A 23,090-nucleotide genomic window follows, 5' to 3' on the forward strand; every position below is an offset into this window, starting at 1 on the left:
CATCATGTTAATCGTTTAAAGGCAAGGTTTCGAATGATCTTTCCTTAACTTTTACGGGTAGAAAACGTCATCAAAGTGCATGAAGGCGAGTCGCCTGATCATCGGGCAAGTATTCGGCACGCCATCGCGATAGCCGCTGGTTCATGCCGAGGGGCGCCGCGGGTTCACACCGCGGGCGCTGATTCCCTCACGATGAGCTTCCAGGGGAATTCCAGAATGCTGGCGGGCCCATCGGGATTCTCTGCCCGGTCGAGCAGGAATGCGGCCAGGCCATCGAAGAAGCCCTCGGGACCAACGGTGGTCAGCGACGGCGTCATGCGCTCGCCTTCAGTGGTGTTGCCGATACCGAGGACTTCGATGTCTTCGGGAATGCGGAGTTGCAGCCGTTGGGCCGCGTGGATGGCTGCGATCGCGGCGAAGTCGGTGGTCGCATAGATGGCCGTCGGACGGTCCGCCCGCTGCAGGAGCCGCAGCGCCGCATCGAAGGCGCTGAGTCCGTCGCGGTCATACGTCTCGACGTAGTCGTCCCGGTAATCCAAACCAGCCTTGGCCAGGCCACGGATGTAGGCGCCCAATCGGATGTCCAGGGTGCTCATCGAATGTCTTGAGGAGATCAGGCAAGCTACCCGGCGGTGCCGCCCGGTGAGGTGATCCACCGCCTGTTCGCAAGACGAACCGGCCAAGGGCCGCACGACGTCGAATCCCTCAGGTTCCATGGTGTCGCTGAAAACCACCAAGCGCTGCAATCTCGCCGCCTGCGCCAGCAGTTCGACATCCCCGGGCTCTTCGGCGCCGTCGATGAATGTCACGTCTGCGTTTTGCCGTTTCAGGGCGACCCGCCAGTCGGTATCGGCCAGGATCATGGGCGTAATCCCGCGTTGGGCAGCAGCCGCACCGACCGCGCGGCTCACATCCAGTGCCCACGGATCCGAGATCATGGTCAGCGACAACATGATCAGGTTCGTTCGTCCAGTGCGGATCGCCCTGGCCGATTGGTTGGGGCGATATCCGAGGGCCAGGGCAGCCTCTTGAACCCGCAGCACGGTAGCGGGGGCCACGCCGGACCCGCTCCTGCTGCCGTCTTTTCCGCTTCTGCCTGAAAGCACGTAGGAAACAGTCGCCGTCGAAACCCCGGCTGCCGCCGCCACGGACTTGATCGTGGGGCGCATTCGTCTCCTTCTTGGCTAAGCCGCCGAACCACGGGCGTGGTTCGGCGGTAGTAGCATCATAGCCAGACGAGCGGGCGCCGTCCTGACCTTCTTTGCTGGTCCAACGGCGTCGACACGCTGGAAGCTTCGGCGCGTCGCCCGGCGTCCGCGATCAAACAAGATCAGGAGGAGACGCTCCCGTAACCCAGCCGCCGTCCGCCATCATTGGGCGCCGCGGGCAGGGTACCCCCGATAATGCGTGTGGCCGTGACGGTGGTGCCGCTCTTCGTACCGGAGACTGCGACGGTGTCGCCCGCCTTCAGGTCGGTGGCCTTGATGGTTTGGGGCGATGGATGGCGGCCTTGCGTGCCCGATCCGGCAGCAGGGAGTTTCACGATGGTGGTAGACGGTGTGATCGCGTAGCTCTGCGTGAAGCCGTCATCGCTCTTCACGAAAATACTCGAATCGCTGACGGACTGCACGGTGCCACGCTGGGACACGAGGGTCGTGTAGGTGCCGTCCTTGTTCTTGACCGTGAACTCACCGTGGATCCCCGGACCTGCGAAGCCGCGTGGAAGTACGGGGAACGGCCGGGCCTTGCCGGGCGAAGGGGCCGCCGGCGAAGTAGCCCCGGGCGACGGAGTGGCAGGCGATGCGGTACTTGTCGGCGTCGCGCTCACCACGTACGAGGGGATGATCTGGCCGGCAGCCCAGGCGGCGGCCACACCACCGCCGCTCAAGACGACGGCGATACCGCCGGCGAGGAGGGCCTTACGAAGCCTCGGAGTCATGGTGGACATGGCCGAATCCTTCCTCCGCTCCTCCCCGGGCCGGTAAGGGGCGGTCAGCAAAGAACTGATGACTCCATGATGATCCTTGAAGCTGTGTGACGGCTGTGGATCCAGACACAACTAGCTCGCAGTTGTTGTCGTTTTGACGGCTCATAACGACATTAACTGCGAGCTAGTTGGGTGAAGCGAGGTTAGGGTGGTGGTGGGGATCAGCCCTCGACGCCGAGCCTCTCCAGGATCAACTCCTTGACTCGGCCGGCGTCGGCCTGCCCACGAGTGGCCTTCATGACTCCGCCGACGATCGCACCGATAGCCTGCAGCTTGCCGCTGCGGATCTTCTCCGCGACGTCGGGCTGGGCCGCAAGTGCGGCGTCGATCGCTTCCAGAAGGGGGCCGTCGTCGGACACGACGGCGAGGCCGCGCGTCTCGACGATCTCCGCCGGGGTGCCCTCGCCGGCGAGGACGCCGTCCAGCACCTGGGAAGCCATCTTGTTGTTGATCTTGCCGCCCTCGACGAGCTTGTTGAGCTCCACGATGGTTTCCGACGTGACGCCGAGTTCGGAGGGATCGACGTCGGCCGTCTTCGCGCGTCCGACGATCTCGCCCATCCACCATTTGCGGGCCACGGAGGCGCTGGCACCGGCGGCGATGGTCTCCTCGATGGAGTCCATGACGCCCGCGTTCACGACGTCGCGGAACTCGAGGTCCGAATAGCCCCAGTCGGCTTGGAGCCGCTTGCGGCGGGCCGCGGGCGGCTCGGGCAGCGTGGCACGGAGTTCTTCAACCCATTCACGGGACGCGAGGACCGGAACGAGGTCCGGCTCCGGGAAGTAGCGGTAGTCGTCGGCGTCGGACTTTGCCCGGCCCGACGTCGTCGTGCGCGTGTCTTCGTGCCAGTGGCGCGTTTCCTGGATGACCGGCTCACCGGAGTCCAAAACCGCAGCGTGGCGCTGGATTTCGTAACGGACGGCGTGCTCGACGGCGCGAAGCGAGTTCACGTTCTTCGTCTCGGAACGGATGCCGAAACGTTCGCGGCCGTGCGGACGCAGGGAGACGTTGGCATCGCAACGGACGTTGCCGCGCTCCATCTTGGCGTCGGAAACGCCGAGGTTCTTGACGATTTCGCGCACTGCGGCAACGTAGGCCTTGGCGAGCTCGGGTGCCCGGCTGCCCGCGCCCTCGATCGGCTTGGTGACGATTTCCACGAGCGGCACACCGGAACGGTTGTAGTCCACCAGCGAGTAGTCGGCGCCCTGGATGCGGCCCGTGGCGCCACCCATGTGGGTGAGCTTTCCGGCGTCCTCTTCCATGTGTGCGCGCTCGATCTCGACGCGGAATACGGTGCCGTCCGAGAGTTCGATGTCCAGGTATCCGTCGTATGCGATGGGTTCGTCGTACTGGGACGTCTGGAAGTTCTTCGGGGTGTCCGGGTAGAAGTAATTCTTCCGGGCGAAGCGGCAGTACTCGGCGATCTTGCAGTTCAGGGCAAGGCCGATCTTGATGGAGGACTCCACTGCCGTCTTGTTCACCACCGGCAGGACGCCGGGCATGCCCAGGTCAACCTCGTTGACGTTGGTGTTCGGCTCGTCGCCGAAGACGTTCGGGGCTGATGAGAACATCTTGGTCTTGGTGTTGAGCTCCACGTGGACCTCGAAGCCAAGGACTGGATCGAACTTCTCCATGGCCTCTTCGAAGCTGAGGATGGCGTCGGTAGACATCAGTTGGAACCTCCGGCGATGGTGGAGCTGGAACCGAGAACAGGGGCACGGTCCAGCAAGGGGCCACCCCACTTCTCTTCGAGCAAGGATTCAAGGACAGCGCCCACACGGTACAGTCGGGCGTCCTCGCGGGCAGGCGCCAGCAGCTGGATGCCTACGGGCAGGCCGTCTTCGTCGGCCAGGCCGCCAGGCAGGGACAAGCCCGGGATACCGGCCATGTTCGCCGGGATGGTGGCGACGTCGTTGAGGTACATGGCCAGCGGATCGTCCAGCTTCTCCCCCAGCTTGAAGGCGGTAGTAGGAGCCGTCGGCGAAATCAGGACATCGGCCTGGGCGAACGCGGCGTCGAAGTCACGCTGGATGAGCGTCCGGACCTTCTGCGCCGAACCGTAGTAGGCGTCGTAATACCCGGCGCTCAGGGCGTAGGTGCCCAGGATGATGCGACGCTTGACCTCATCGCCGAAACCGGCGGCACGGGTAGCGGCCATGACGCGTTCGATCGTCATGGGGCCGTTCTCGGGGAGAACCCGCAGACCGTAGCGCACGCCGTCGAACTTGGCCAGGTTGCTGGAAACCTCGGACGGCATGATCAGGTAGTAGGCGCCCAGCGCGTACTTGAAGTTGGGGCAGGAAACCTCGACGATTTCCGCGCCGGCCTCCTTGAGCAGCTCAAGGGACTCGTTGAAACGGTTCTCGACGCCGGCTTGGTAACCCTCGCCGTGGAGTTCCTTGATGATGCCGATCTTCATGCCCGTGACGTTGCCCGTCCTGGCTGCGGCAACGAGGGTGTCGAAGGGGTCCGTCAGCGAGGTGGAGTCGAAGGGGTCGTGGCCGCCGATGACTTCCTGCAGCAGGGCCGAGTCCAGCACGGTCCGCGAAACCGGGCCGATCTGGTCCAGCGACGACGCCATGGCAATGGCACCGTAGCGCGATACAGCGCCGTACGTGGGCTTCATGCCGACGGTGCCGGTGACGGCGCCGGGCTGGCGGATGGATCCGCCGGTGTCCGTGCCGAGGGCCAACGGAGCTTCGAAAGCTGCGACGGCGGCCGCGGAGCCACCGCCGGAGCCGCCCGGAATGCGGTCCAGGTCCCACGGGTTGCGGGTGGGGCCGTAAGCCGAGTGTTCCGTGGAGGACCCCATGGCGAATTCGTCCAGGTTGGTCTTGCCAAGGATGGGCATCTTCGCTGCGCGCAGCTTCTTGATGACGGTGGCGTCATAAGGGCTGTGCCAGCCCTCGAGGATTTTGGAACCGGCCGTGGTGGGCTGGCCAATGGTGACGATGAGGTCCTTGACGGCGATGGGTACGCCGGCGAGTTCGTGCAGCGCTTCAGCTTCGGCACCGCCGGCGGCGCGGATCGCGTCCACTTCGGCGGCGACGGCGAGCGCCTCTTCAGTGTTGACGTGCAAAAAAGCATGGATGCCATCAGCCCCGCCGTCTACAAGGGCAATGCGGTCCAGGTACGCCTGGGTGACCTCGACGGACGTGACCTCGCGCGCGGCCAGCTTGGCGGCCAGCTGTGCTGCCGACAGGCGGATGAGTTCGGAGTTGTTCAATTCAGTCATTCGCTTAGTCCTCATCCAGGATTGCCGGAACCTTGAAGCGGCCCTCGAAGGAATCCGGAGCCCCGGACAACGCCTGCTCGGCCGTGAAGGTGTGGCCCACGACGTCCTCACGGAACACGTTGCTCAACGGAATCGGGTGGGACGTAGCCGGGACATCGTCCCCGGCGGCTTCGCTGACGGACTTCACCGAATCCACGATGACGGCAAGCTCGCCGGCCATCCTGTCCAGCTCTTCGGCACTCATTTCAATGTGAGCCAGACGCGCAAGATGCGCGACGTCGTCACGGTTGATCGCAGCCATGGATCTCCCCTGCAAAGTTCAAATGGTTTTCCGGACTAGTCTACGTGGGTTAAACGACGAACAACGCGGGGTCACTTACGGCCCATCCGGAGGTCCGGAATGGGCCGTAAGTGACCCCGCGTTGCTTGGTGCGGGTGACTGGTTTGCTACCCGATGCCGATGGCTCCCGTCAGCATGCCTACTGCGAGCATGACGACGGAGATGACAGCCGTGCGCCACAGGACCTTCTTGTGGTGGTCTCCCAGTTCCACCTTGGCCAGGGAGACGAGGAGCAGGATGGCGGGGACCAAGGGGCTCTGGAGGTGGAAGGGCTGGCCGGTGATGGAGGCGCGGGCCATTTCCGCTCCGCTGATGCCGTAGTGCGCGGCGGTTTCGCTCAGGACCGGCAGGACACCGAAGTAGAAGGCGTCGTTGCTCATGAAGAACGTCATCGGGATGCTGAGCAGGCCGGTGATGACGGCCATGAACGGACCCATCTCGGCGGGGATGATGTGGACCAACCATGCGGACATTTCCTTGACCATGCCGGTGCCGTTGAGGACACCCGTCAGGACAGCCGCCGCCATGACCATGCTGACCACAGCCACGATGGACGGCGCATGGGCCACCAGCTGCGCGCCCTGTTCCTTGACCCTGGGGAAGTTCACCAGGAGGGCAATCGCGGAACCCACCATGAACACATACGGCAGCGGCACGAGGTTGGCCACGAGCATGACCATGACAGCGACGGTCAGGCCGAGGTTGAACCAGAAGAGCTTCGGGCGCAGGGTCTTGCGGTTGGGATCGAGTGCGGTGGCGGTCAAGCCGGAGTCGGCGAGGTCCACGAGGGTTTCGGTGCTTTCCAGGAGTCCGACGCCGGCGCCTCCGCCGGCGCCAGGCCTGGCGGCGGTGCGGCCCGGGCCGGAACCGCGGCCCGAGGATCCGGCGCCAGCACCGCCGCGGTGCGTGCCGCCGTCGAACACGTCCCCTGCGTCGGCGACATCGCCCCAGATCTCGGGAGCCGTGGCACGGAGGCGGTTGCGTTCCTGCAGGCCCAAGAGCCAGGAGAACACGAATACGACGACGAGGCCCGCAATGAGGGACGGCACCATCGGAACAAATACGTCGTTGACATCGATCTTGAGGGCGGTGGCCGCGCGGGCGGTTGGACCACCCCACGGCAGGATGTTCATGGTGCCGTTCGCCAGACCGGCCACGCAGGTCAGGACCACGGGGCTCATCTTCAAACGGAGGTACACGGGCAGCATCGCCGCAGTGGTGAGAATGAAGGTCGTGGAGCCGTCGCCATCGAGCGAAACAGCGGCAGCGAGGATGGCGGTCCCCAGGACCACTTTGGCGGGGTCGTTGCCCAGCTTGCGGAGAATGAACTTGACCAGTGGGTCGAACAGGCCGACGTCGATCATGAGTCCGAAATACACGATCGCGAACATCAGGAGGGCGGCCGTGGACGTCATGGACTTCATCGAGTCCATCACCATGCTTCCGATGCCAAGACCGGCACCGGCAAACAGGCCGAAAATGGTAGGAACGATGATCAGCGCCAGAACGGGCGTCAACTTCTTTGTCATGATCAGGACCATGAACACCGCAATCATTGCGAATCCAAGCAATACCAGCACAGCCGGCTCCTTACTACAGTGAACGGCATCACGTCGATGTGATGCGCGATACAGAACGTATAGTGGCGGCGCTCACGGCCGGGTGTTTGTGGGATTTGATGGACATACTGCTGATTGAGAGCATTTTGCTCATTGTGCTCAATGCTTCAATGGAGAGGTAGACGAACAAGTACAGCGCCGCTGCTGCCCAGCTCCAGCCGGCCAATCCCCGCCGGAAGGAGGCAGGATGCCCAGGCTTGCCCTGCGGTTCTCGACGCAGACCCTGCTCCTGCAACTGGGGGTCGTTCTCTTGGTCGTGCTGCTTAGCGGCACCGTCCATGCGTGGCTCGTCTATGGGCGGATCGGCGCCGAGGCGGAAAACCAGGCGTTGACTTTGGCGCGCACCGTGGCCTCGGATCCGGTGATCCGTGCCCAGGTCGAAGCCATCAGCAAGGAGCCCGGAACCCCGCCCGCTACCGTTCTAGCGGCCGGGCCGATCCAAGCCGCTGCCGAGGCGGCCCGGGGCCGCACTGGTGCTTTGTTCGTGGTGGTTACGGACGAGACCGGCTTGCGGCTGGCTCACCCGGACTTGGTCCGGCTCGGCGAACGGGTCAGCACTGACCCCTCGGACGCCCTGTCCGGAAAGGAAGTCACCACCCGGAACACGGGGACCTTGGGACCATCCGCGGGTGCCAAGGTTCCGGTCTTCGCTCCGGGTTCCGCCGCGTCGGTGGTGGGCGAAGTCAGCGTGGGCTATTCGATGGAGTCGCTCGGCCAAAGCCTCGCCGAGGACATCGTCCCGATTGCCCTGACCGCGGCGGGCTCCCTGATTGCAGGCGTTTTGGCCTCATTCCTCCTGCGCCGCCGATTGCAACGCCTCACACTGGGCCTCGAACCCGAAGAGATCAGCACCCTCGTGCACGACCAGGTGGCCGTGCTTCAGGGCGTGGACGACGGCGTGATCGGCATTTCCGCCGACGGCCGCATCACAGTATTCAATGCGGCGGCCCGACGACTGTTGGGCATGCCGGAAGCATCGGGAACCCCCGGCTCCCCCGCCGCGACCGGCACCGACTGGACGGGCTCGGATTGGACCGGCACCGACTGGGAGAGTGCCGCCGTCCCGGCGCAGCTCAAAGCCCTCACTCAACCCTCCGCGCACGACGCCGAAGCCGTGGAAATCGTTGCGGGCGGCCGCGTCTTGGTTGCCAACGCCCGCAAGGCGCTGCACCGCAAGGAAGATCTCGGCTGGGTGGTCATGCTCAGGGACCGGACCGAGCTGCAGCAGCTGACACGCCAGCTCGACGCCGTGGGCACCATGTCCGCCGCGCTCCGGGCCCAGCGCCACGAATTCGCGAACCAGCTCCATACGATCGCCGGGTTCATGAGCATCGGCCAACATGGCCAGGCCAAGGACTATCTCGCCAGGATCTCCGCCACCGGGCCGCTGAAGTTTCCCGTGCAGCAAGCCGAGCTCCTCCAGGATCCTTATCTGCAGGCGTTCGTCGGTGCGAAGAGCGTTGAAGCGGACGAGCGAGGGGTGGCGCTGCGGATCGGCCCGGAGACGCTGGTGCGGGAGCACGTCACCGAGCCGCAGGACGTCACCACAGTGCTCGGCAACCTGATCGACAACGCCGTCAACGCTGCCGTCGCCGGCTCTTCGACGCAACGCTGGGTGGAGCTTGAGCTGCTCGACGAACCGGGGCCCGACGGCGGCACGCTGCACATCGTCGTCGCGGACTCCGGCGACGGCCTCGGCGGCATCGAGCCCGAAGTGGTTTTCGTGGAAGGATTCACGACGGCGGAGCCCGCCGAGGTCGGGATCGCCAGGGCAGGCGGGCAGGGACTCGGCCTCGCGCTGGTCCGGCAACTCGCCCGCCGTCGCGGTGGCGACGTGCGCGTCCTGGAACCGGGCTCGCCGGGCGGTCCAGGCGCCGTCTTCATGGCCACGATGCCGAAAGTGACCGGCACGCCGGGCGATGCCGCACCAGCCGAACCATCCGCAGCAGCCGAACGCTCCGCACCAGCCGAACGCAAGGAAGGACACCAGTGAGCGAAGACTTCAGGGTGTTGATTGTGGATGACGATTTCCACGTCGCCAAGCTCCATGCCGCCTACGTGGACTCCGTGGCCGGTTTCCTTGCCTTGGCCCCGGTGGGATCCACGGCGCAGGCGCTGCAGTCCGTGCATAGCCTTCGGCCGGACCTCGTGTTGCTGGACGTTTATCTGCCCGACGGTTCGGGTTTGGATCTCCTGGGGCAACTCGATGTCGATGCCATGATGCTGACTGCAGCGTCCGACGCCGTGTCCATCAGGACAGCCCTGCGCCGCGGGGCTTTGGCGTATCTACTGAAACCGTTCACAGCTGAATCGCTTTCGCAGCAACTGCGTTCCTATGCCAGATACCGGCGGATCCTCGGCCGGCAGCATGCCGTGGACCAGGACACGATCGAACGGGCCAAACGGGCGCTCGTCGCCGGCGACGTGGCGCCGTCGGGAAAGCCGCGTTCGGCGACCGAAGCGTCGGTGCTGGACTCCTTGGCACCGGGGGAACAATACTCGGCCACGGAAGTAGCGGAACGGGTGGGCGTCTCGCGCGCCACGGCGCAACGGTACCTGTCCTCGCTCGCCGATGATGGCGCCGTCGAGATCCAACTTCGTTACGGCACCACGGGCCGCCCGGAACATCGCTACGGTGTCCCCGCGCAAACTGGCAGCAAATGACCCTTCCCGCCGTTTTTGAGGGCATCTACTGCCAGCTCGCGCCCAACCCTTGATCGTTCTTAGGCGCTCTTCTGGGCTACCAGTTCGATTTCGACCAGCATTTCCGGGTCGAGGAACGGCAGGACGTGGACCAGGGAAAGGGTGGGACGGATCTCGCCGAAGACTTCGCCGTGCGCGCGGCCGGCGTCTTCCCACTTGCTGATGTCGGTCAGGTAGAGCTTGGACTGCACGACGTCCTCGTAAGCGAACCCGGCGTCGGCCAAGACCGCACCCAGCTTTTCGAGGATGTACTTGGTCTGCGAGTAGAAGTCGTCGCCGACTATCGCGTTCTTGCCATCAACGGTTCCGGACGCCGCTGTGGCCGAAATGAAGAGTGTGTTGTCCACCTGGACCGCACGGGAGTATCCAAGGGTCTGTTCCCAGACCGAGCCCGTGCCGAATGTCTTGCGCATGCCGCGCCTTTCTCAGTTTCCGCACCCGGCCCGATGACCGGGGTTTACGAGGAAACTTTATGGCTGGCGGACATCCTGCCGGTAAACGAACAGCTTTATGTCGGTCCCGGGTACGAACCAATCACGCTCGGGCTCCCTCTCGAATCCGGTCTTGGCGTAGAGGGCATTGGCGCTTTGCCACGTGGCGCCGGTGGTGAGGGAAACGGCGTTGATGCCATCCATGGAGCGGGCCTGGTCGACGACCGCCTGAACGAGGGCTCGTCCCGCGCCCGAGCGCTGCACGTCCGGATCAACTACCAAGGTGCGCATTTCGAGTTCGTCCGGAAGGCCAATGTCCGAAAAGTCGCCTCCGGACTTGGCTGACGTGACGGAGCCGATGACCCGGCCATCGCGCTCGGCGACGAAAACGTCGGCGTACCGGGCGCGGCCGGCCACATCGCGCAGCTTCTCCAGGTACGGGTGGTCCGGGCTGCCGTAGTAGCCCGCGGTCACGTAAGACGCCATCGTGATACGGGCTACGGCGTCGTAGTCTTCGGGCAGGGCGGGACGGACGGTAATCTGCGAATGCACTGATCCATGGTAGTCGCGTCCATGGGGGCCGAGGTGCCAAAGCGCCGTTTCCGTGACCGAACTATCACCATTGACCGCACGCCCGCTCAGATATCAGTGAGCGAGCGTCCGCCGGAAACCCCACAAACGTGAGCGAGCGTCCGCCGGAAACCCCACATACGTGAGCGAGCGTCCGGGACCCTCAAACATTGCTTTGCGTGGCGCCAGATTGAGTCCGGTTTCGGGCTGTGAAGCCCGGTTTCCTGTTGTTGCGGGAAGGTTGCGCGAGGCTGGCGCGGGGCGGGTGTCGCGTGGTTGATTGGCGGCCAGGACACAACGAAAGGACCCCGCATGAGCCCCCAGCAACGCACACTCCACCTCAACGCATTCCTCATGAGCACTGGCCACCACGAGGCTTCGTGGCGGCTGCCCGAGAGCAACCCGCGCGCCAGCACCGACATCCGGCACTACCAAAACCTCGCGCAGATTGCCGAGCGTGGCACTTTCGATTCCATCTTCTTCGCCGACTCCCCCGTAATCTTCGGCGACGTCGGACGCCGTCCCGCGGGCAAGCTGGAACCGACCGTGCTGCTCACCGCGATTGCGGCTGCAACCGAAAAGATCGGCCTCATCGCCACGGCGTCCACCACGTACAACGATCCCTTCAACCTGGCCAGGCGCTTCGCTTCGGTGGACTTCGTCAGTGGAGGAAGGGCTGGCTGGAACGTGGTGACCACAGCCGGACCGGAAGCAGCACGCAACTTCGGCATAGACGATCAGCCCGCCCATGCCGCCCGCTATGAACGGGCAGCCGAGTTCCTGGAGGTGGCCGCCAAGCTCTGGGACAGCTGGGAGGACGACGCTGTGCTTGCGGACAAGGAAGCCGGCGTCTGGGCAGACTCCGCCAAGGTCCGGCCCATCAACCACGTGGGCAGGCATTTCCGGGTCCAAGGGCCGCTCAATGTGCCACGCTCACCCCAGGGCCATCCCCTGATTGTCCAGGCGGGCTCCTCCGAGAACGGCAAGGGCCTGGCGGCCAGGTATGCGGAGGCTGTGTTCACCGCCCAGCAAACTTTGGAAGACGCACAGGCGTTCTACGCTGATCTCAAGGCCCGGACCGTCGCACTTGGCCGGGCGGCTGAGAGCCTCAAGATCCTCCCCGGAATTGTGCCTGTGATCGCCTCCACCCAAGCCGAAGCGCTGCGTCTGGAACGCGAATTGGACGAGCTCATCCGGCCCGAATACGCCAGGGCCGAGCTTGCCAAGACCCTCCGCGTGGATCCTGAGGACCTGCCGCTGGACCGGCAGCTTCCCGCCGATCTCCCGGACGAGGATTCGATCGAAGGCGCCAAGAGCCGCTATACCCTCATTGTGGAACTGGCCCGCCGCGAGAAACTCACGGTACGGCAGCTGATCGGCAGGCTCGGAGGCGGCCGCGGCCACCTGACCTTCGCCGGAACGCCGGAGCAAGTCGCCGATGCGATCCAGCTATGGTTTGAAAACGGCGCGGCAGACGGCTTCAACATCATGCCCGCCGTTCTACCGTCGGGGCTCGAAACATTTGTTGACCAGGTGGTGCCGGTGCTGCGCCAGCGCGGGCTGTTCCGCCGCGAGTACAGCGGTGACACGCTGCGCGAACACTACGGCTTGGAACGCCCCGCGAACCGATTCTCAGCGGTGGGGTCGCTCGCGAATGCCGGCGCCTGACAGGGCTCGCACCCCGACAGCAGCGGGCGTCGTCCGAAAACCAACATAAGAGAGCGGGCGTCGCAGGAGCCTAGAGCGGGAACTTGCCCGAGAGCTCAAGGGTCCCCGCGCACGTCCACGCTTCCAATCGGTCCGCATCTGTGGGGCCGCCGTCCAGCGGGCTGGTCAGCCGTGGGCGCCGGACCCAGCATCCGGCTTCCTCGGCGATCAGCGCGCCCGCCGCGTAGTCGTGTTCGTTGAGCCCGCGCTCTCCGAAGGCGTCGTGGGTTCCATCGGCCACGAGGCAGAGGTCCAACGCGGCGGAGCCCAGCCGGCGGAGGTCGGCAAAGCCTTCCATGAGGCTCCCGAGCCCGGCGAACTGCTCGGCCCTCGTGGCGGGATCATAGCTGAACCCTGAGGCAACGATCAGCCCGGTGCGGCCCAAGAGCGGTCCGCTCAGCTGGGTGTGCTGCCCGTTTTCTTCAAGCCACGCTCCGTGGCCGCGTGCCGCCGAGTAGATGCGTCCCAGCGCGGGGGCGTTGACGACGCCGGCCAGCCAGACGCCGTCGGCATCCGCAACGGCCACGGACGTGGCGTAGTAGACGATATTACGGATGAAGTTGGTGGTGCCGTCCAGCGGATCGATGGACCATCGGTAGCCACTGGGCCGCTCGGGCCGGGTGGTGCCGTGCTCTTCGCCCGTGATGGTGTCGTGCGGGCGGGCTGCCGTAATGGCGCCCCGCACAGCGTTCTCCGCCGCGACGTCGAAGGCCGTCACCCAGTCGCCGGCGTCGCCTTTGTTCACGACGCCGAGGTTCCCCGCCGAGTTGGGGCCGGCAGGCCTGGCGGCGAGCACCTCCGCTCCTGCCGCAGCAGCATCTCGGGCGACAGCGAGAAGTTCCAAAACGTCGGCCGTCATTCGGCGGCGTCCGTGTCCGACGAGGCAGCGCCGGCCAGAGCAGCGGCTGCGTCTTCATCATCCGGAGCCGTGCCGTCGGCTGGTTCCAGGACGCCGTCGAGCAATGCCTTGAAACCGTCTTCGTCCAACACCCGGATGCCGAGCTGCTCGGCCTTGTCCAGCTTGGAGCCTGCGTTCTCCCCGGCCACGACGTAACTGGTGTTCTTGGAAACCGAGCCGGCTGCCTTGCCGCCCCTGATGATGATGGCTTCCTTGGCTTCGTCCCGGCTCAGCGTGGGGAGGGAGCCCGTCACCACGATGGTGAGGCCTTCCAGGTTCCGCTGGAGGCCGGCATCGCGTTCGTCAACCATGCGCACTCCGGCAGCTGCCCAGCGATCAACGATTTCCTGGTGCCAGTCAACGGCAAACCATTCCTTGAGTGCCGCGGCGATGGTCGGTCCCACGCCGTCAACGTTGGCCAGCTCCTCCTCGGAGGCGGCCCGGATGGCTTCCATGCTCCCAAGGGCCGTGGCCAGGGCCCGGGACGCAGTGGGGCCGACGTGCCGGATGGACAGGGCAACGAGGACGCGCCAGAGGGGTTGTGACTTGGCTTTCTCAAGTTCTTTGAACAGCTTGTCCGTGGTGGCTGTGGGTTTTGAGGGGGTCTTCGCGGTGGCTTTGGAATAGAAGTAGGGAACGAGTTCGAACGTTCCCGTGCCCACGCCTTTGGAGCGCTTCTCGCGCCGGATGCGGACCTCGGCGAGATCCTCCGGTGTGAGGCTGAACAAGGCCGCTTCACTGCGCAGGGGCGGCGTTTCCGGTTCGGCAGGCTGGGTAAGGGCGATGGCTGCTTCCCACCCCAAAGCTTCAATGTCGAAGGCGCCCCTGCTCGCGACGTGGAAGACACGCTCGCGCAGCTGGGACGGGCACGACTTCGCGTTGGGGCATCGGATATCGACGTCGCCTTCCTTCGCCGGAGCCAGGGGCGTGTGGCAGGACGGGCATTCCGTGGGCATCACGAACTCACGCACGGGAGGATCCTGCTGATCACGCAGCGCCAATACCGGCCCGACGATCTCAGGAATGACATCGCCGGCCTTCCGCAGCACCACGATGTCGCCGATCATGACTCCCTTGGCCTTGACCACATCCTGGTTGTGCAGGGTGGCCATCTCCACGGTGGATCCAGCCACCTTGACCGGTTCCATCACCCCGTAGGGAGTGACGCGGCCGGTGCGGCCAACGTTGACCTGGATGTCGAGCAGCTTCGTGTGGACTTCCTCCGGCGGGTATTTGTAGGCAACGGCCCAACGAGGAACCCGCGAGGTGTAACCGAGGGCGCGCTGCGTGGCGAAGTCGTCGATTTTGACCACGATGCCGTCGATCTCGTGCAGGAGGTCGTGCCGGTGTTCGCCGAAGTGCTTGATGAAGTCCAGGACCTCTTCGAAGGAGTCCAAGACCTTCAAGTAGGGGCTGACCGGCAAGCCCCATTCTTCCAGCAGCTTGTACGTTTCCGACTGGCTGGTGGAATCAAGGCCTTCGCGGGCTCCGATGCCGTGGACGAACATCCGCAACGGACGCTTGGCTGTTTCCGCAGGGTCCTTCTGGCGCAGGGAGCCGGCCGCGGCGTTGCGGGGGTTGGCCAACGGCGCCTTGCCGGCCTCGATCAGCGCTTCGTTGAATTCAGCGAAAGCCTTGGACGGAATGAAGACTTCGCCCCGGATTTCCACTTCGGACGGAAATCCACTGCCGCTGAGCTGGCGCGGGATCTCCTTGATGGTGAGCACGTTGTGGGTGATGTCCTCGCCCGTGGTGCCATCACCGCGCGTGGCGGCACGGACCAGCTTGCCGTCGCGATAGAGCAGGTTCACTGCCAGGCCGTCGATCTTGAGCTCCGTCAGCCATGCAATGCGGGAAGCCGCCGTGCCCAGTTTTTCGACCGAAGCCTCGGCCTTGCGGACCCACGCTTCCAACTCGTCCAGCGAGAAGACATCCTCCAGGCTGTACATCCTCTGAAGATGCTCGACGGCGGCGAAAGCAGCCGACACCTCGCCGCCCACTTCCTGAGTTGGCGAATCGTTGGACACGAGCTCGGGGTGCAGGGCCTCGATCTCCTCAAGGCGGCGGTACAGGGAGTCGAACTCGGCGTCCGAAACCGTCGGCGCATCCTCCTGGTAGTACGCGTAGCGGTACTTGCGGACGAGGTCTGCGAGGTTTTCGTACTCTTCCCGTACGGCTTCCGTTGGAACTGCGGTTTCGCTCTCTGCTGTGCTCACGTACCTATCTTGCCGCAAAGCCGCGACAAAATAGGGCCGCTGGGCGACAAGCAGGAATCACAAGCACGGGCGACAAGCAGGAATCAGTGCGTAAAGCGGTGGCGGCTCCACAAAGCGAAGGCAATGCCGCCGGCCGCCACCAAAAGAACGCCGCCCATGATGGCGATCACGGCGAACATGTCCGAACCCGGCCCTTTGGCATCGCCCACCGAGGCAGCCTGGGTGGCCTTGAGCCCGTCTTGGATGGGGGTATTCCAATTGGACGACGCCGACGGCGAGGCGCTGCTCGTCGTCGGGGTGTCCGAGGGGGTCGCAGGGCTGGAGGCCACAGAAGCCTCCGACGGCGCCACGCTGGGTTCCGGTTCCACCGTCACTTGTGTCATGGGGGCCTGTGCGGGCGCGGCAGGCGCGGGTGCCACCGGGGCAGGTTGAACCGGCACGACGACGGGTGGCTTGGAGGGAGCGGGATCCACGACTTTCGGCTGGGTCGCCGTGGGCTCGGTTGGTGCCGGGTCCGGGGCCGGGGAGGTGGGCAAAACTTGTCCCTGGCCGGGAGCCACGACGGTCTCGGCGTGGGCCGAAAGCAACGGGAAAGCGCACATCACCACAGCCATGGCAATGCCCGCGAGGGCAACGGAGAACGGGCGTCGCACGGCGGCACGGGTCGCGCCGCCAGAGCGCGCGGAGGAGCGTTGGGTCATGTTTACCTCTGCAGGACGGCACAGGCCGCCCGGAGTTGGGGTGGTATTGACCGGAATCTTCCTACAAAGTCCGGGCGTGTCGCAAATCCCGTTCCCCAAAAACCCCATCGGCACGAGCGTGTGCCGGCCCATTCGGCGTCGTTCTACCCGATCCTGGCATCCACCACAATCGCGGTGACATTGTCCCGTCCGCCGCTCAGCAACGCCTCCTGGATGAGGGCATCCACGACGTCCTGGGGCTTCTCCACCGTGCTCAGGATCCGGAACATGTGTTCGTCGCTCAGCTCCCCCGTGAGTCCGTCCGAGCAGATCAGCATCCGGTCCCCGTCCTGGATGGGCAGCAACCAGAAGTCCGCTTCGTTTTCGCCGCCGGTGCCAAGCGCGCGGGTCACCACATGGCGGCGCGGATGCACCATGGCTTCTTCACGCGTGATGCTGCCGGCCTCCACGAGTTCCTGGACTTCCGAGTGGTCCACGCTGATCTGCCTGAAATCGCCCCCGCTCAAGCGATACGTCCGCGAATCGCCGATGTTCATGACGAGCCAATACGGGACGCCCATGTGCTCAGCGACGACGACGCCGGTGAGTGTGGTTCCGGCGCGGCCACCCGTGGCATTCCGGATCTGGAAGTCGGCCGCAAGGATGCACTCTTGCATGGCAACAGCGGTCGCCGAGCGGACTCCCGACGCCAATTGCGGCATGCTGCCGAGAGTCCGTACGCACAATGCGCTGGCAATCTCGCCTGCCTCATGCCCACCCATGCCGTCAGCCACCGCGAAGACCGGATCCTCCGCGATGAGTGAATCTTCGTTGAGTTCCCGGCTGAGTCCGCGGTCCGTCCCATAGCCATAGCTCAACGTGAATTCCGGCTCAGGGGCGGTCGCTGCGGAGGGTGAATTCATCAGTCGAGAACCAGGCCCTTGCCAAGGCCGCGCGCAAGCCGGACGGGAAGGATTTCCCCGAAGCCACGAACGTTCTCGGCCGTCTGCGGAACCAGGACGAAGCGTTCGTCCTGGCCCAGCGCTGCCGCCGTCATCTCGTCCACGAGGACCGTACCGGGTTCAGCCAAGGCCGTGAGACGGGCCGCCAGGTTGACGGTCGGGCCGTAAATATCGCCGAGACGGGAAAGGATGCGTCCCCAGACCATGGCCACGCGGGCTTCCGGCAGGATTTCGTCTTCCGTGAAGGCCTGGGCGAGCGCCAAGGAGATCTCGGCGCCGGCGGCCGGCGTCTCGGCGATGTAGAGGACTTCGTCGCCGACGGTCTTGACGAGGCGTCCACCGCCGATGGAGATGATTTCCGCGCACTTGTTCTCGAAGCGCTGGACCAACTGGGCCAGGGTTTTCTCGTTCATGCGGCGTGAGAGGCTCGTGTAGGAGACGAGGTCGGCAAAGCCTACGGCGCGCGCCAAGGGCAGAGGAGCGTCGTCTTCGTCCCCTTCGCGGCCGGCCTCGCTGGCCTGCAAACCTGCTTCGGCACGGACGGCCAGGCGCTGCACGCCGGCGTTCATCTGGCGGCGCCACGAGTACAGCAGGATCTCTTCCATGGCATCCACGAGGTTGGGCAGTTCGTTGACCAACTGTTTGCGGGCAACGGCGTCGGGAATGCCTTGCTGCACCACCATGTCTTCAATGAGCGCCTCGACTTGCCACACCACCATGCGGTCGGTCATCTGCCCGATGGCGCGCGTCACGGAAATGGCAGCTTCCTCGGTGAGCTTTCCCGCGCGGACAAGGTCAAGGATGGTGGAAAGCGCCGCGAGGTCGCGCTCCGTGAACGCCACATCCTGGTCGCCGAAGTTGGGGAAACCCAGCGCTCGCCACAGCTTGCGGGCCGACAATAGCGAGACGCCTGCGCCCGCCGCCACTTCGCGTCGCCGGAGTTTGCGTTCGCCGCCCAGAAGCCTCGTTTCCAAGGCCTTGATGGCAAGCCGTTCTGCTGACAGGGCCCCGGTGGGCGGGGACACGACAGGGAGGACCCCCGTTGGTGCCTGGTCCACGGAAGGTTCGGGCACGGCGTCGGGCTCGTGGTCCATGTACTCAGGCTCCTGCTCGTCAACGCTCATCTCTTCCACCTTCTCTCACATCCCAGGGCAACGCGGCACCAGGGTAGTCAACTGGCTCGGCAAAACCGTCAAAATCGCTGTGCTCCGGCACGGCGCCGGGGCCGAACCTGACATTCGTCGGAAGCTCGGCCATCGCATCGAGGATGAAACTTCGAAACTTGCCGACCTCCGGAACGTCCGCGAGGACGGTCTCGCCGGGGTGCCCGGTATCCAAGGATATATTCCCGGAGCGCAATATCCGTTGGAGCAGCGATTGTTTGATCCCTACGCTGCGCACCGCAGCCAGCGGCACCTGCCAGTCGCCCCGGCGAAGCATTCCGAAACGGGCAACTATCCGACCGCTTGTCAGGATGTACCGTATGCCACGCCAGCGGACGAATCGCGGAAGGCTGTAGCCGAGCAGCACGATCGCCATTATGGCCAGGCACGCGGCAACCAACCATTGGGTCCAGTCGCTCGTGATGACAGGGAGCAACTTGCCCGGTCCGCCCTTGACTATCCATGCACAGGCGAACGCGGCCGCAGCGGGGACCATGATGAATGCCAGGACGGGACCAAAGAGCATCCTGGGCTGCTGCCGCGTGATCACGATGACTTGCTCCCCACGCAGGAGCTCTTTACGCATAACCACTTTCGGTAGCCCTCAGGTGGACGACGTCGCCGGCGGTCACGACGTGCTCGCGGCCACCATGGTCCACCACCAAAAGGGAACCATATTCATCCAACCTGGACGCATGCCCCACCAATTCGTGGTCGCCGGGCAAATGCGCCTTCACTTCGCGTCCCAAGGTGACCATGACAGCTTCCACCCGCTTGTGCAGGGAGGAGCCCCCGGCCAATCCTGCTGCAGGGTCGCCGTCGGCATTGCAGAAACTGCGGTAGAGCGCCGCGAAGCGGGACAAATAGTTCCGCAGAAGCACGGAGCGGTCCGTGGTCGTGGCGCCCTCAAGGAGGAGGGAGGTCGCAGTGGGGACAGGCAATTCATCCTCGCCAAGCGTGACGTTGAGGCCGGTGCCCAGGATCACGGCAGGAACCGATCCGTCGCCCATCGGCCCCATCTGGGCCAGGATGCCGGCAATCTTCTTGCCTCGGACGAGGACATCGTTGGGCCATTTGATCTCGGCAGGAAGACCGGCGGTCTCCAGGAGCGTCTCGCGCAGGGCCAGCGCGCCCAGGAGGGAGAGCCAGGAGTAGCTCTGGGTCGGGACGGGCAGGCCCTGGGAATTGACGGGGCGCAGGACGATCGAAACGGAAATCGCCGAACGTGCGGGAGATTCCCAGTGACGGTCGAGCCGGCCCCGCGCCGCCGTCTGGTGCTCGGCGGTGAGGACTGCGAGGTCGGACCATTCCTTGGGTTCCGTGGTGACGGCGCGCAGCAGATCTGCGTTCGTGGAGCCTGTGGTCTCCACGATCTTCAATTGCGAAATACCGGTGGCCGCGAGGAAGTCGGGATGAAGCAGGGCATCACGGTCCAGGCCCAAGCGGGGGGCACGTGGTTCGCTGCTGGCAGGCTGTTCGACATCCATAGACAGAATCCTATCCAGCCAGGCTGGTCCCGGAAGGAGTTGTCCGCTTAGAGGAAGATATCCGGCACAAGCTTCTCCTCCGGGGCACCCAGACTGTAGGGCCTGAAGTCTGAAACACCTGCAGCCCTCAACACTTGTTCGTCCGTGTAGAAATTGCCTGTATTAGTTGCCGAACCGGCTGGGCCTGCGGTCAGGTGCGCGCCGGTCAGGACAGCGTGGGCCGCATCGGCCATGATTTCCGAGCCCCTGGCGGCTTGGACGATCTGTGCCCCTCCGGGCATATTTCGGATGGCAGCGGTGTCGATCAGAGTGCATGGCCACAGGGAGTTGACCGCCACGCCGTCGTTCTTGAGTTCTTCGGCCAGGCCCAGCGTGGTGAGGCTCATGCCGTACTTGGCCAACGTGTAGGCCAAATGCATGCCGGCCCACTTCGGGTCAAGGTTCAACGGCGGGGAAAGAGTCAGGATGTGCGCGTTGCTCGATTTCCGCAGGGCCGGAAGCGCGAGCTTGGACAGCAGGAAGGTGCCGCGAACGTTGATGTCCTGCATGAGGTCGTAGCGTTTCATGTCAATGGCGTCAGTGCGGGAGAGATCTATCGCCGAGGCGTTGTTGACGACGACGTCGATTCCGCCAAAGCGTTCGACGGCGGCGGCAACCGCCGCGGCAACGTCGCCGTCGTTGCGGACATCTCCCACGAGCGGCAGCGCCTGGCCGCCGGCTGCTTCCAGTTGCTCGGCGGCCGTGAAGACCGTTCCTTGCAGCTTCGGGTGGGGTTCTCCGGTCTTGGCCATGATGACGATGTTGGCGCCGTCGCGGGCAGCGCGGGTGGCGATTGCCAGGCCGATGCCGCGGCTGCCTCCGGACATCAGGATGGTGCGGCCCTTCAGTGATCCACGAGCCTGATAGGGAAAGGCAGGGTTTGCAGAAGCATCGTTGCTTGAGGTCATGAGGACACTGTAGCCCAACCATGTTACCGGTGAGTAACATTGTTCAACGCCCGACTTGAAGTCGGAAAATTGTAGGGTTTCTACAGCGGTCTGTGGCTTTTGCGTCATTAGACTAGCCAACAGGGCCCGCACTTTGTACGGATGCTACTTAAGAGCGCATGCCTAACGAAGCAGTGCCAGCGTAAATCAGCTACAGAGCCGGAGACATTGATGAGCCACGATCTGACAACGACAGCGGGAAAGATTGCCGACTTCCGCGACCGCCAGGCCCGTGCAGAACAACCTTCCGGCCCCGAAGCGATCGAGAAGCAGCATGCCCGCGGCAAGAACACCGCCCGCGAACGCATCGACATGCTCCTCGACGAAGACTCCTTCGTAGAGTTCGACGCCTTGGCCGTCCACCGCTCCACCGCGTTCGGCATGGAGAAGAAGAAGCCCCTCGGCGACGGCGTCGTCTCAGGCTACGGCACCGTTGACGGCCGCCTCGTAGCCATCTACAGCCAGGAATTCAGCGTCTACGGCGGCTCCCTGAGCCAGGTCAACGGCGAGAAGATCGTCAAGGTCCAGGAATTCGCCCTCCGCAACGGCTGCCCGATGGTCGGCATCAACGACGGCGGCGGCGCGCGCATCCAGGAAGGCGTCGCCTCGCTGGCGATGTTCGCCGACATCTTCCGCAACAACGTCCATTCTTCCGGCGTTGTCCCCCAGATTTCCCTCATCATGGGCCCGTGCGCCGGCGGCGCCGCCTACTCCCCCGCCCTCACCGACTACGTGGTGATGGTGGACAAGACCTCCCACATGTTCATCACCGGCCCCGACGTCATCAAGACCGTCACCGGCGAAGACGTGGACATGGAAACCCTCGGCGGCGCGCGCCAGCACAACGCCACCACCGGCACTGCAACGTACCTCGCCAGCGACGAAGCCGACGCGATCGAGTTCGTCCGCGAACTCCTGGACTTCCTGCCGTCCAACAACTTGTCCGAGGCCCCCGTCCTGGAGCACGAGCAAGAACTGGAGCTCGACGACGACGACCTCGCCCTGGACACGCTCATCCCGGACTCTGCCAACCAGCCCTACGACATGCGCAAGGTCATCGAGCAGATCGTGGATGACGCCCATTTCCTCGAAATGCAGTCGCTCTATGCCCCCAATGTGATCATCGGCTATGGCCGGGTCGAAGGCCACACCGTCGGGATCGTGGCCAACCAGCCGATGCAGTTCGCCGGCACCCTGGACATCTCCGCTTCGGAAAAGGCCGCCCGCTTTGTCCGCCACTGCGATGCCTTCAATGTTCCGATCATCACTTTGGTGGACGTCCCCGGCTTCCTGCCCGGCAAGGACCAGGAATTCCAGGGCATCATCCGCCGCGGTGCCAAGCTCCTTTACGCCTACGCCGAAGCCACCGTGCCCAAATTGACCGTCATCACCCGCAAGGCCTACGGCGGAGCGTACATCGTCATGGGTTCCAAGAAGCTTGGGGCCGACCTCAACCTGGCCTGGCCGACGGCCCAGATCGGCGTCATGGGCGCCCAAGGTGCCGTCAACATCCTGTACCGCCGCGACCTTGCCGCCGTCGCCGAGGCCGGTGGCGACGTCGAAGGCAAGCGTGCCGAGATCATCCGCCAGTACGAGGAAGAACTCCTCAACCCCTACCAGGCAGCCGAGCTTGGCTACGTCGACGCCGTCATCGTGCCGTCGGAGACCCGCATCCAGATCATCAAGGGCCTCCGCGCCCTTCGCGACAAGCGCGCCAGCCTGCCCACCAAGAAGCACGGAAACATCCCCCTGTGAGCCTCGAACAGAACGTTCCGGACTCCGCGGCTGATTCCACTGACGTGGGGCCGGCCGAGCCCTTGCTTTCGGTGGTCAAGGGAGACCCGACGCCGGAAGAGCTCGCGGCGCTTGCCGCCGTCGTCGCTTCCCTTGGATCGCACGAGGAAGCCGAAACTCCAAAACCGAGCACGCGGCACTGGCTGCGCCGACAGCAACTGCGCATGGACCCCACTCCGGGGCCGGGCGCCTGGAAGCGCAGCAGGGGCTGACTCCCCCGGTGACCCAACTGAGTCGCATTTAATGTCGTTTTGAGCCTTCAAAACGACATTAAATGCCAGTCAGTTGGGTTGGCCTCCGAGACTTCTGCAA

21 protein-coding genes are annotated in these 23,090 nt (G+C 64.6%); 5 read left to right on the forward strand and 16 right to left on the reverse strand.

Features of this window, described 5'->3' with window-relative positions; translation table 11 throughout:
- Positions 1-164: 164 nt before the first annotated feature.
- From AB4Z38_RS14065 to AB4Z38_RS14090, 6 genes are all read right to left on the reverse strand, one after another.
- Positions 165-1,169 (reverse strand): LacI family DNA-binding transcriptional regulator, encoded by a 1,005-nt coding sequence (locus AB4Z38_RS14065; protein ID WP_441430289.1) that lies wholly within the window; start codon positions 1,167-1,169, stop codon positions 165-167.
- Between the two features lie 161 nt (positions 1,170-1,330).
- Complete coding sequence (locus AB4Z38_RS14070; RefSeq protein ID WP_441430290.1) at positions 1,331-1,948, reverse strand: DUF5666 domain-containing protein; 618 nt, start codon at positions 1,946-1,948, stop codon at positions 1,331-1,333.
- A 200-nt stretch (positions 1,949-2,148) separates the two neighbouring features.
- Positions 2,149-3,657, reverse strand: coding sequence for an Asp-tRNA(Asn)/Glu-tRNA(Gln) amidotransferase subunit GatB (gene gatB / locus AB4Z38_RS14075; protein WP_441430291.1), 1,509 nt, complete (start codon positions 3,655-3,657; stop codon positions 2,149-2,151).
- Positions 3,657-5,222 (reverse strand): Asp-tRNA(Asn)/Glu-tRNA(Gln) amidotransferase subunit GatA, encoded by a 1,566-nt coding sequence (gene gatA, locus AB4Z38_RS14080; RefSeq protein WP_441430292.1) that lies wholly within the window; start codon positions 5,220-5,222, stop codon positions 3,657-3,659. The genes gatB and gatA overlap by 1 nt, the downstream gene beginning before the upstream one ends.
- Before the next feature lie 4 nt (positions 5,223-5,226).
- Positions 5,227-5,523 carry an Asp-tRNA(Asn)/Glu-tRNA(Gln) amidotransferase subunit GatC gene (gene gatC / locus AB4Z38_RS14085; RefSeq protein ID WP_078105822.1) on the reverse strand — a complete coding sequence of 99 codons (297 nt, stop codon included), beginning with the start codon at positions 5,521-5,523 and terminating at the stop codon, positions 5,227-5,229.
- Between the two features lie 146 nt (positions 5,524-5,669).
- Positions 5,670-7,142: a CitMHS family transporter gene (locus AB4Z38_RS14090; protein ID WP_441430293.1), complete on the reverse strand. Its 1,473-nt coding sequence runs from the start codon at positions 7,140-7,142 to the stop codon at positions 5,670-5,672.
- Between the two features lie 226 nt (positions 7,143-7,368).
- Here AB4Z38_RS14090 and AB4Z38_RS14095 point away from each other — a divergent pair, with 226 nt between their 5' ends.
- Positions 7,369-9,174, forward strand: coding sequence for an ATP-binding protein (locus AB4Z38_RS14095; protein ID WP_441430294.1), 1,806 nt, complete (start codon positions 7,369-7,371; stop codon positions 9,172-9,174).
- Complete coding sequence (locus AB4Z38_RS14100; RefSeq protein ID WP_441430295.1) at positions 9,171-9,845, forward strand: response regulator; 675 nt, start codon at positions 9,171-9,173, stop codon at positions 9,843-9,845. Before AB4Z38_RS14095 ends, AB4Z38_RS14100 begins: the two co-directional genes overlap by 4 nt.
- 59 nt (positions 9,846-9,904) lie before the next feature.
- Here AB4Z38_RS14100 and AB4Z38_RS14105 read toward each other — a convergent pair whose 3' ends face one another.
- Positions 9,905-10,297: a RidA family protein gene (locus AB4Z38_RS14105; protein ID WP_441430296.1), complete on the reverse strand. Its 393-nt coding sequence runs from the start codon at positions 10,295-10,297 to the stop codon at positions 9,905-9,907.
- Positions 10,298-10,354: 57 nt separating this feature from the next.
- The gene (locus AB4Z38_RS14110; protein ID WP_441430297.1) at positions 10,355-10,867 is read right to left on the reverse strand and encodes a GNAT family N-acetyltransferase; all 513 of its coding nucleotides are present in this window, start codon (positions 10,865-10,867) and stop codon (positions 10,355-10,357) included.
- Positions 10,868-11,197: 330 nt separating this feature from the next.
- Between AB4Z38_RS14110 and AB4Z38_RS14115 the strand changes: the two genes are divergently transcribed.
- Positions 11,198-12,553 carry an LLM class flavin-dependent oxidoreductase gene (locus tag AB4Z38_RS14115; RefSeq protein ID WP_441430298.1) on the forward strand — a complete coding sequence of 452 codons (1,356 nt, stop codon included), beginning with the start codon at positions 11,198-11,200 and terminating at the stop codon, positions 12,551-12,553.
- Between the two features lie 70 nt (positions 12,554-12,623).
- On the opposite strand, the gene AB4Z38_RS14120 is transcribed toward AB4Z38_RS14115, so the two are convergent.
- The 8 genes from AB4Z38_RS14120 to AB4Z38_RS14155 all read right to left on the reverse strand — a co-directional run bounded on the left by AB4Z38_RS14120 (position 12,624) and on the right by AB4Z38_RS14155 (position 20,945).
- Positions 12,624-13,451, reverse strand: coding sequence for an inositol monophosphatase family protein (locus AB4Z38_RS14120; protein ID WP_441430299.1), 828 nt, complete (start codon positions 13,449-13,451; stop codon positions 12,624-12,626).
- Entirely contained in the window at positions 13,448-15,724 is a 2,277-nt protein-coding gene (gene ligA, locus AB4Z38_RS14125; protein WP_441430300.1) for an NAD-dependent DNA ligase LigA, read from the reverse strand. The genes AB4Z38_RS14120 and ligA overlap by 4 nt, the downstream gene beginning before the upstream one ends.
- Before the next feature lie 65 nt (positions 15,725-15,789).
- Positions 15,790-16,407, reverse strand: coding sequence for a hypothetical protein (locus tag AB4Z38_RS14130; protein WP_441430301.1), 618 nt, complete (start codon positions 16,405-16,407; stop codon positions 15,790-15,792).
- Positions 16,408-16,550: 143 nt separating this feature from the next.
- On the reverse strand, positions 16,551-17,309 hold the full coding sequence (locus AB4Z38_RS14135) for a PP2C family protein-serine/threonine phosphatase (RefSeq protein ID WP_441430302.1): 759 nt from the start codon (positions 17,307-17,309) through the stop codon (positions 16,551-16,553).
- Positions 17,309-18,472: an adenylate/guanylate cyclase domain-containing protein gene (locus AB4Z38_RS14140; RefSeq protein ID WP_284989780.1), complete on the reverse strand. Its 1,164-nt coding sequence runs from the start codon at positions 18,470-18,472 to the stop codon at positions 17,309-17,311. Before AB4Z38_RS14140 ends, AB4Z38_RS14135 begins: the two co-directional genes overlap by 1 nt.
- Positions 18,462-19,097 carry a PH domain-containing protein gene (locus tag AB4Z38_RS14145; protein ID WP_441430322.1) on the reverse strand — a complete coding sequence of 212 codons (636 nt, stop codon included), beginning with the start codon at positions 19,095-19,097 and terminating at the stop codon, positions 18,462-18,464. The genes AB4Z38_RS14140 and AB4Z38_RS14145 overlap by 11 nt, the downstream gene beginning before the upstream one ends.
- Entirely contained in the window at positions 19,090-19,998 is a 909-nt protein-coding gene (locus AB4Z38_RS14150; protein WP_441430303.1) for a biotin--[acetyl-CoA-carboxylase] ligase, read from the reverse strand. Before AB4Z38_RS14150 ends, AB4Z38_RS14145 begins: the two co-directional genes overlap by 8 nt.
- Positions 19,999-20,045: 47 nt before the next feature.
- Positions 20,046-20,945, reverse strand: coding sequence for an SDR family oxidoreductase (locus AB4Z38_RS14155; protein WP_441430304.1), 900 nt, complete (start codon positions 20,943-20,945; stop codon positions 20,046-20,048).
- A 210-nt stretch (positions 20,946-21,155) separates the two neighbouring features.
- Between AB4Z38_RS14155 and AB4Z38_RS14160 the strand changes: the two genes are divergently transcribed.
- Together AB4Z38_RS14160 and AB4Z38_RS14165 are read left to right on the forward strand one after the other, a co-directional pair.
- Positions 21,156-22,739: an acyl-CoA carboxylase subunit beta gene (locus AB4Z38_RS14160; RefSeq protein ID WP_234750804.1), complete on the forward strand. Its 1,584-nt coding sequence runs from the start codon at positions 21,156-21,158 to the stop codon at positions 22,737-22,739.
- The gene (locus tag AB4Z38_RS14165; RefSeq protein WP_441430305.1) at positions 22,736-22,990 is read left to right on the forward strand and encodes an acyl-CoA carboxylase epsilon subunit; all 255 of its coding nucleotides are present in this window, start codon (positions 22,736-22,738) and stop codon (positions 22,988-22,990) included. Before AB4Z38_RS14160 ends, AB4Z38_RS14165 begins: the two co-directional genes overlap by 4 nt.
- Positions 22,991-23,090 lie beyond the last annotated feature (100 nt).

Origin of the sequence: Arthrobacter sp. 2RAF6 (assembly GCF_052115205.1) — a bacterium.
Lineage (GTDB): Bacteria > Actinomycetota > Actinomycetes > Actinomycetales > Micrococcaceae > Arthrobacter.